8 protein-coding genes are annotated in these 9,209 nt (G+C 68.6%); all 8 read right to left on the bottom strand.

Annotation, left to right across the window (positions count from 1 at the left end; all coding sequences use genetic code 11):
- Positions 1–15: 15 nt before the first annotated feature.
- Positions 16–1,242, bottom strand: a complete 1,227-nt coding sequence (metK, locus tag VKG81_RS10005) for a methionine adenosyltransferase (protein ID WP_324395767.1) — start codon at positions 1,240–1,242, stop codon at positions 16–18.
- Positions 1,243–1,339: 97 nt separating this feature from the next.
- Entirely contained in the window at positions 1,340–2,596 is a 1,257-nt protein-coding gene (gene coaBC / locus VKG81_RS10000) for a bifunctional phosphopantothenoylcysteine decarboxylase/phosphopantothenate--cysteine ligase CoaBC (RefSeq protein ID WP_324395766.1), read from the bottom strand.
- Positions 2,597–2,602: 6 nt separating this feature from the next.
- A complete protein-coding gene (rpoZ, locus tag VKG81_RS09995) occupies positions 2,603–2,914 on the bottom strand; it encodes a DNA-directed RNA polymerase subunit omega (protein WP_414685216.1) in 312 nt (103 codons plus the stop codon).
- Positions 2,915–2,953: 39 nt separating this feature from the next.
- Positions 2,954–3,544 carry a guanylate kinase gene (gene gmk, locus VKG81_RS09990; RefSeq protein WP_324395765.1) on the bottom strand — a complete coding sequence of 197 codons (591 nt, stop codon included), beginning with the start codon at positions 3,542–3,544 and terminating at the stop codon, positions 2,954–2,956.
- Positions 3,541–3,861 (bottom strand): integration host factor, actinobacterial type, encoded by a 321-nt coding sequence (mihF, locus tag VKG81_RS09985; RefSeq protein WP_324395764.1) that lies wholly within the window; start codon positions 3,859–3,861, stop codon positions 3,541–3,543. The genes gmk and mihF overlap by 4 nt, the downstream gene beginning before the upstream one ends.
- Before the next feature lie 425 nt (positions 3,862–4,286).
- Positions 4,287–5,105, bottom strand: a complete 819-nt coding sequence (pyrF, locus tag VKG81_RS09980) for an orotidine-5'-phosphate decarboxylase (protein WP_324395763.1) — start codon at positions 5,103–5,105, stop codon at positions 4,287–4,289.
- Positions 5,102–8,455 carry a carbamoyl-phosphate synthase large subunit gene (carB, locus tag VKG81_RS09975; RefSeq protein WP_324395762.1) on the bottom strand — a complete coding sequence of 1,118 codons (3,354 nt, stop codon included), beginning with the start codon at positions 8,453–8,455 and terminating at the stop codon, positions 5,102–5,104. The genes pyrF and carB overlap by 4 nt, the downstream gene beginning before the upstream one ends.
- Before the next feature lie 82 nt (positions 8,456–8,537).
- The coding region (locus VKG81_RS09970; protein WP_324395761.1) for a glutamine amidotransferase-related protein at positions 8,538–9,209 on the bottom strand (672 nt) is incomplete at its 5' end.

Raw genomic sequence — 9,209 nt, 5'->3', positions numbered from 1 at the left:
GGTTAGCTACTTTGGTTAACTACGCGCCGCAGTAGCGGGCTTGGCAGCCTCGGCGAGCGCCGCGGCCTTGTCGGTCGCTTCCCAGGTGAACGTGTCTTCGGTGCGTCCGAAGTGTCCGAAGGAGGCGGTCTTGCGGTAGATCGGACGGCGCAACTTCAGCGAGTCGATCATTCCCTTGGGCGTCAAGTGGAAGTTGGCGCGAACCAGATCCACCAGGTGCTCTTCCGTTAGCATGCCGGTGCCGAAAGTGTTGACCATCACGGAAACCGGCTCGGCCACGCCGATCGCGTAGGCCAACTGGACTTCGACGCGTTGGGCCAAACCCGCGGCCACGATGTTCTTGGCAACGTAGCGAGCCATGTAGCAGGCGGAACGGTCGACCTTCGTCGGATCCTTGCCCGAGAAAGCGCCGCCGCCGTGCCGGCCCATGCCGCCGTAAGTATCGACGATGATCTTGCGGCCGGTCAGCCCCGCGTCGCCCATCGGGCCGCCGAGCACGAACTTGCCCGTCGGGTTCACCAGCAGCCGCACCGACGATGTGTCCAGCGTCTCGTGACCGAGGTCGTCGAGCACGGTGTTGAGCACCTTCTCGCGGATGTCGGGGGTGAGCATGTTGTCGAGGTCGATGTCGGCGGCGTGCTGCGTCGAGATCACGACGGTGTCCAGCCGCACCGGCTTGGTGCCGTCATATTCGATGGTGACCTGCGTCTTGCCGTCGGGCCGCAGGTACGGCAGCACGCCGCCCTTGCGCACCTCCGCCAGCCTGCGCGCCAACCGGTGCGCCAGCGCGATGGGCAGCGGCATCAACTCCGGGGTGTCGTTGACCGCGTAGCCGAACATCAGCCCCTGGTCGCCGGCACCCTGCTTGTCCAGCGGGTCGCCCGTGCCCTCGACCCGTGCCTCCTGGGCGGTGTCCACGCCCTGTGCGATGTCGGGCGACTGCTTGCCGATCGCGATGTTCACACCGCAGGAGGTGCCGTCGAAGCCCTTGGCCGACGAGTCATAGCCGATCTCGAGGATGCGTTCGCGCACGATCGTCGGGATGTCGGCGTTGGCCGCCGTGGTGACCTCACCGGCCACGTGCACCTGTCCGGTGGTGACGAGCGTCTCCACCGCGACCCGTGAGCGCGGGTCTTGGGCGAGCAGCGCGTCGAGAATCGAGTCGCTGATCGCGTCGCAGATCTTGTCGGGGTGCCCCTCGGTTACCGACTCGCTCGTGAACAGCCGACCTGGTTGGCTCACGGTGTCTCGTCCTTCCGCTACTGACAAACTTAGTTAAGCAAATAACATCCCCGGCGCCTGCGCGCAGGGCTTTCGCGCAGCCTGTCTGCCGAACCTGCTAGCCGGTGCGGCCGTGCAGGAGGGTTGCGATCGCGTCCACGATACGACTGGCCATCAGCGTCTTCGAACCGTGCTCCAGCGCGGCCTCGGTGCCGTCTGAAGTGAGTAACCACCCGTCGTTGCTGTCGACCTCGAACGCCCGGCCTTCGCCCACCGCGTTCACGACCAACAAGTCGCACCCCTTGCGGCGCAGCTTGGCGCGGGCGTGGAACAGGACGTCGCCGTTGGCGTCCCCGGTTTCGGCCGCGAATCCGACGATCGCGCGCATGTTGGGCAGCTGTCCCTCGGCTCGTGCGCGTACCGCGCCGGCCAGCACGTCGTCGTTGCGGAGGAGTTCAATCGTGGGCGCCGTCTCCGACTCCGAGCCCTTCTTGATCTTGCTTGTCGCCGCCGTAGCTGGCCGGAAGTCGGCGACCGCGGCCGCCATCACCAGCACGTGGGCGTCGGGGGCGTGCTTACAGACCGCATCGGCCAGTTGCTGTGCCGAGCTGACGTGCACGACGTGAACCCCGGCGGGGTCGGCCAGCCCGGCGGTATGGCCTGCGATCAGCGTCACCTCGGCGCCCCGCTGGGCGGCGACGCGCGCCAGCGCGTAGCCCTGTTTGCCCGAGCTGCGGTTCCCGATGAACCGAACCGGGTCGATCGGTTCGCGGGTGCCGCCGGCGGTGATGAGAACGTTGCAGCCGGCCAGGTCGTAGGGCAGCGCATCGCCGCGGTCCAGCAGAAGTTCGGCGAAGGTCGTGATCTCCTCGGGTTCCGGCAGCCGGCCGGCGCCCGTGTCGGCGCCCGTCAGCCGCCCGGACGCGGGCTCGAGCACCACCGCGCCGCGGCCACGCAGGGTCGCGACGTTGTCGGCGGTCGCCGGATGCAGCCACATCTCGGTGTGCATCGCGGGTGCGAACAACACCGGGCAGCGCGCGGTGAGCAGGGTGGCGGTCAGCAGGTCGTCGGCTCGGCCATGGGCGGCGCGGGCCAGCACGTCGGCCGTCGCGGGCGCCACGACGACGAGGTCGGCCGACTTGCCGATCTGGACGTGCGGGACGCCGGGAACGTCCTCGAACACGCCGGTGTGGACCGGTTCGCCGGACAGCGCTTCAAATGTCGCGGCGCCCACGAAGCGAAGCGCCGATTCGGTGGGCACCACGCGGACGTCGTGGCCGGCCTCGGTGAGCTGGCGGACCACCGAGCACGCCTTGTAGGCGGCGATTCCGCCCGAGACGCCGACGACGATCCGCTTGCCGCCCGAGAGGCTCATCGCCGGCTATTCGCCCTCGGTGTGCTCGAGCAGGTCAGCGTGGATCTCCCGCAGGGCGATCGAAAGCGGCTTCTCCTGCAGACCCGGCTCGACCAGTGGGCCGACATACTCGAGGATGCCTTCCCCGAGCTGGTTGTAGTAGTCGTTGATCTGGCGGGCGCGCTTGGCGGCGAAGATCACCAGCGCGTACTTGCTCGACGCTCGCTCCAGCAGCTCGTCGATGGGCGGGTTGGTAATACCCAGCGGCGTGTCGTACGCGTCCACCGTGGCGTCACGGTCTCCGACGGCAGCCAGCGTCGCGTCTTGGGGGGTGCTCACGAAAGAACGTCTCCTGAAGATTTGAGTTCTGTGGGTTGATCACGCCGGCTCCGGCGCAGTTCCCACCAGTAAGGCTATCAATTTTTCGCACGCCGACTCCAATTCGCTGTTCACGACGACCACATCGAAGTCGCCCTGAGCTGCCAGTTCGGCGCGGGCAGTGGTCAGCCGGCGGTCCATGACCTCGGCGGTTTCGGTGCCCCGGCCGGTCAGCCGGGCCTTCAGCGCTTCCCAACTGGGCGGGGCCAGAAAAACGGTGATGGAGTCCGGCACCGCCCGCTTGATGGCCCGGGCGCCGGCCAGATCGACCTCGATGAGGACCGCACGACCGGCGGCGGCGGCCCGACGCACCGGCTCGGCCGGTGTCCCGGAGCGGTGCAGGCCGCCGTGGATCTCGGCCCACTCCAGCAGTGCGCCGTCGTCGATGAGCTGTTGGAACTGCGCCGGGGTGACAAAGCGGTAGTCGACACCGTTCACCTCGCCCGGACGGGGTTCCCGCGTCGTCGCCGAGACGCTGAAGTACAGGTTCGGGACGCGGTCGCGCAGGCAGCGGACGAGCGTGGACTTGCCGACTCCGGAGGGACCGGACAGCACGACGATGGGCTTGTCCGGTCCTCCGCCAGCCGTCACGCCGAGTGGTTGAACTTTTCCAGCAGAGCCTTGCGCTGACGGTCGCCGAGGCCGCGCAGGCGGCGCGTCGGGGCGATCTCCAGCTCGGTCATGATCTCCTGCGCTTTGACCTTGCCGACTTTCGGCAGTGCCTCCAACAGCGCCGAGACCTTCATCTTGCCGAGGACCTCGTCGGTCTCGGCGTCCTGAAGGACCTGCTTGAGGTTGGTGCCGCCTCGCTTGAGCCGATCCTTGAGCTCGGCGCGCGCTCGACGAGCGGCAGCAGCCTTCTCCAAAGCAGCCGCACGCTGCTCGTCAGTCAACTGGGGAAGGGCCACGATTCCTCCGTCTCATCACCATCTATCGATCTGTTTTCCCTCGGCCGGAGTTATCCGGCCAGCGACGACGACCGTACCCACGCCGCCCGACGAATGCGAACCCCACCCCCTGCTAGAGCCCTCATATCGCCAGCGTGTCGCGGGGACACGCGGGAATCGGCGCACCGGCGCGCCGCCCCGCGGTGCGCGCTGGGAAGCCGTCGCCCCTGATCGGCGCTGACTGTATTCGCGTGGGGGTCAACCCCTTTCGCGTCGGGCCATCCGTATCGGGTGTCGGCACTGGTTTGCCGGCGACAAGCAAACAACCGCCACTTCGGCTCAAGCGCAGATTTCTATGAGTTTTGTGAGCGTTGCGCGTGTCGCGGGCAAAGATTCGCATGGGCCGTTAATTGACGCAGCCGTCAACTACGTTCCGTAGTAGACACTTAGGCCAGGTAGGCAACCGCGCCACGCAGCCGCTCGGCGGCCGCTCGCAGCGCCGCCACATCGGGCCCCGCGCGCAGCACGGCACGCGACGCCGCGGGCAACAGCTGGCCCGGCCGGGCCCCGCCAAGCCCGCCGAGCGCCTCGGGCAGGCCGCCCTGGGCACCCACGCCTGGTACCAGCACCGGGCCGCCGAGCCCGCTGACGTCCGGCACGTCGGCCGCCGTCGCCCCGACAACGACCCCGACCGAGCCTGGCTCCGGCAGCGCCTTGCGGTTGACGGCGGCGGCGTCGTCGACGATCGATTGCGCGACCGTGCGGCCGTCGGTGAGCGCCCGCTGGACGGCGGCGCCCTCCGGGTTCGAGGTCGCCGCGAGCACGAAGACACCGCGTCCGTGCGCGGCCGCGGTCTCCAGCAGGGGGCACAGCGAGCCGAAGCCCAGGTACGGCGACGCGGTGACGGCGTCGGCGGCCAGCGGCGAGTCGCCGGCCCACGCCGCGGCGTAGGCCGCCATCGTCGAGCCGATGTCGCCGCGCTTGGCGTCGGCCAGCACGAGGACCCCCGCTCGACGGAGTGCGGCGATGGTGCGCTCCAGCACCGCGTAGCCCGCCGAACCGTAGGCCTCGAAGAACGCCACCTGGGGTTTGACGACCGCGAACCCGCCGAACGCGTCGACGCAGACGTCGCAGAACCTCGCGAGCCCGTCCGGGTCCTCGGGCAGATCCCACGCCCGCAGCAGCTCCGGGTGCGGGTCGATGCCGAGGCAGAGCGGTCCGCGCGACGAGATCGCGGCGGCCAGCCTGGCGCCGAACCCGGTCACCGTTGGTGCCCGCCGTTGCTCAGCGCGCTGTGCAGTTCCTGTAACGACATCACCCCGATGTCGCCGCGGATGCCGGCCTCGATCCCCTGTACGGCCGCCGACGCGCCCTGCACCGTCGTCACGCACGGAATGTTCATCGCCACGGCCGCCGAGCGGATCTCGTACCCGTCGATGCGGGGACCGGAATTGCCGTAGGGGGTGTTGATCACCATGTTGACCTCGCCGGCGCGGATCGCGTCCACCGCCGACAGTCGCGGCCTCCCTTCGCTTGGCTCTTCGAAGTGCTTGCGCACGACCTCGCACGGGATCCCGTTGCGGCGCAGCATCTCTGCGGTGCCCTCGGTGGCGAGCACACGGAAGCCGAGATCGGCGAGGCGTTTGACGGGGAACACCAGCGAGCGCTTGTCGCGGTTGGCCACCGAGACGAACACCGTGCCCCCGCTCGGAAGCGACCCGTACGCCGCGGTCTGGCTTTTCGCGAAGGCAGTGCCGAAGTCGCGGTCGATGCCCATCACCTCGCCGGTCGATTTCATCTCCGGCCCGAGCAGCGAGTCGACGCCCGAGCCGTCGGCGCGACGGAACCGATGGAAGGGCAACACGGCCTCCTTGACCGCGATCGGGGCGTAGGGCGCCGTCGTGGCGCCATCCCCGGTTCGCGCCAGCAGGCCCTCGTCGCGCAGTTGGGCGATGTTGGCGCCGAGCATGATTCGCGCGCAGGCTTTTGCCAGGGGTACCGCGGTGGCCTTGGACACGAACGGCACGGTGCGGCTGGCCCGCGGGTTGGCCTCGAGCACGTAGAGCACGTCGTCCTTCAGCGCGTACTGCACGTTGAGCAGCCCGACAACCCCGATCCCGTGCGCGATCGCCTCGGTGGCGCGGCGCACCTTCTCGATGTCGCTGCGGCCCAACGTGACCGGCGGCAGCGCGCACGCCGAGTCGCCGGAGTGGATCCCGGCCTCCTCGATGTGCTCCATGATCCCGCCGAGGTACACCTCCTCGCCGTCGCACAGCGCGTCGACGTCGATTTCGATGGCGTCCTCGAGGAACCGGTCGACGAGCACCGGGTGTTCGGGCGACAGCTCGGTCGCGCGGGTGATGTAGCGGTGCAGCGTTTCCTCGTCGTAGACGATCTCCATACCTCGCCCGCCGAGCACGTACGAGGGGCGGACCAGCACCGGATAGCCGATCTCCGCGGCGATCTTGCGTGCTGCCTCGAAGCTGGTCGCGGTGCCGAACCTGGGCGCGGGCAGACCGGCATTGCCGAGTAACTCGCCGAACGCACCGCGGTCCTCTGCCAGGTTGATGGCTCGCGGGCTGGTGCCGACGATCGGCACGCCGGCGTCGGCCAGCCGCTGCGCGAGCCCGAGTGGAGTCTGGCCGCCCAGCTGCACGATCACACCCGCGACACCGGGACCGCCTTCGCCGGAGCGGGATTCCGCGTGGTAGACCTCCAGCACGTCCTCGAAGGTCAGCGGCTCGAAGTACAGGCGGTCGGCCGTGTCGTAGTCGGTGGACACCGTTTCGGGGTTGCAGTTGACCATCACGGTCTCGAAGCCGGCCTCCGACAGCGTGGTCGCCGCGTGCACGCAGCTGTAGTCGAATTCGATGCCCTGCCCGATGCGGTTCGGGCCCGAGCCGAGGATCAGCACCTTCGGCTTGTCTGTCTGCGGCGCGACCTCGGTCTCCGCGGCCGGGTCGAGCTCGTAGCTGCTGTAGTGGTACGGGGTCTTGGCCTCGAACTCGGCCGCGCAGGTGTCGACGGTCTTGAACACCGGGTGGATGCCGAGCCGCTGCCGCAGCACCCGTACCCCGACCTCGCCGGCCAACTCGGGTCGCAGCGTGGCGATTTGGCGGTCCGACAGCCCGAAGTGCTTGCTACGCCGAAGCAGATCCTCGTCGAGTACCGCCGCGTCGAGCAGTTCACGGCGCAGCATGACGAGCATCGCGATCTGGTCGACGAACCACGGGTCGACGCCGGAGGCATCAGACACCTCTTCCACCGTCGCGCCGAGCCGTAGGGCCAGCTCGATGTCGTACAGCCGCCCCTCGCTCGGGGTCTTCAGCCGCTCGAGAGCGTCCTCCCTGCCGCCCCCGGGGTCCGGCCCGGTCCAGAAACCTGCCCTGGCGGTCTCCAGTGACCGCATCACCTTGCCGAGCGTCTCGATGAAGTTGCGGCCCAGCGACATCGCCTCACCGACGGACTTCATCGTGGTGGTGAGCGTCGGGTCGGCGCCCGGGAACTTCTCGAACGCGAACCGCGGCGCCTTGACCACCACGTAGTCCAGCGTCGGCTCGAAGCAGGCCGGGGTCTCCTTGGTGATGTCGTTGAGGATCTCGTCGAGGGTGTAACCGATCGCGAGCTTGGCCGCGATCTTCGCGATCGGGAAGCCGGTGGCCTTCGACGCGAGCGCACTGGACCGCGAAACCCGGGGGTTCATCTCGATGACGATCAGCCGGCCGTCAGCCGGGTTGACGGCGAATTGGATGTTGCAGCCGCCGGTGTCGACGCCGACTTCGCGCAGGATCGCGATGCCGAGGTCGCGCATCCGCTGGTATTCGCGATCGGTCAGCGTCATCGCCGGGGCGACGGTCACCGAGTCGCCGGTGTGCACGCCCATCGGGTCGACGTTCTCGATCGAGCAGACGACCACGACGTTGTCGTGGCCGTCGCGCATCAGCTCGAGCTCGAATTCCTTCCAGCCGTAGATCGACTGCTCGATCAGCACGTTGGCCGACGGCGAGGCCGCCAGGCCGTCGCCGGCCATCCGCTCGACGTCCTCGAGGGTGTGTGCCATGCCCGAGCCCAGCCCGCCCATCGTGAACGACGGGCGCACCACCACCGGCAGGCCCAGCTCCTCGACCGTCTCGCGTACCTCGTCCATCGTGAAACACACCCGGGAGCGGGCGGACTCGCCGCCGACCTTGGCGACGATGTCCTTGAACCGCTGCCGGTCCTCGCCGCGCTGGATGGCGTCGAAATCGGCGCCGATGAGCTCGACGCCGTACCGCTCCAGCGCTCCGTTCTCGTACAGCGCCACCGCCGTGTTGAGCGCGGTCTGCCCGCCGAGCGTGGCCAGCAGCGCGTCGATCTTGTTGCCGCGCTCGGCCTGCTGGGCGATCACCCGCTCGACGAACGCCGGGGTAATGGGCTCGATGTAGGTGTGGTCGGCGTACTCCGGATCGGTCATGATGGTCGCCGGGTTGGAGTTGACCAGGCTGACCTGCAGCCCCTCGGCGCGCAGCACCCGGCACGCCTGGGTGCCGGAATAGTCGAACTCGCAGGCCTGCCCGATGACGATCGGACCCGAGCCGATCACCAAGACGTGGTTGAGATCCGTCCGCCGCGGCACTAGCGCCCTCCTTTCCAGGCGCGAGAGTGCGCAGTTGTACCGGGTTTACGGCGTGTCGCTGTACAGACACGCACGCTCGCGATCATTGGTGACCTGCCATTAGCTCGACAAAGCTATCGAAGAGGTATTCGGCATCGTGTGGGCCGGCGGCGGCCTCCGGGTGGTATTGCACCGAGAATGCCCGTCCGTCAACGAGTTTGACGCCCTCCACCACGCCGTCGTTGGCGCAGGTGTGGCTGACGACCGCGGGGCCGAATGGCGTGTCGAAGGACTGGCCCGCCTCGCCTTCCAGCGCAAAGCCGTGATTCTGCGCGGTCACCGCGACCCGCCCGGTGGCGTGGTCGATGACCGGGATGTTGATGCCGCGGTGGCCGAACACCATCTTGTACGTCGACAGCCCCAGCGCCCGGCCCAGGATCTGATTGCCGAAACAGATGCCGAACAACGGGATTCCGGCGCCCAGCACCTCCCGGGTGAGTGCGACGACGCGGTCGGCGGTGGCCGGGTCGCCCGGGCCGTTGGACAGGAACACGCCGTGCGGTTTGATGTCGGCGATCTGGTCGAAGGTCGCCGCAGCCGGCAGCACGTGGCTGCGGATCCCACGCCGGGCGAAGTTGCGCGGCGTGTTGGTCTTGATGCCCAGGTCAAGGGCGGCCACCGTAAACCGGTGCGGCACCTCGGGTTCGACGACATAGACACCGTCGGTGCTGACCTCGCCGGCCAGATCCGCGCCCAGCATCGACTGCTGGCCGCG

Origin of the sequence: Mycobacterium sp. (assembly GCF_035314905.1) — a bacterium.
Taxonomy (GTDB): Bacteria; Actinomycetota; Actinomycetes; order Mycobacteriales; family Mycobacteriaceae; genus Mycobacterium.
Note: the sequence above shows the minus strand (reverse complement) of the source record. Positions and strands in the feature narration are given on the sequence as shown.

What these genes read in the sequence shown, in the direction of transcription:
- coaBC (WP_324395766.1), bottom strand. Translation starts at nt 2,596, where the DNA reads ATGAGCCTCTCGGGCGGCAAGCGGATCGTCGTCGGCGTCTCGGGCGGA.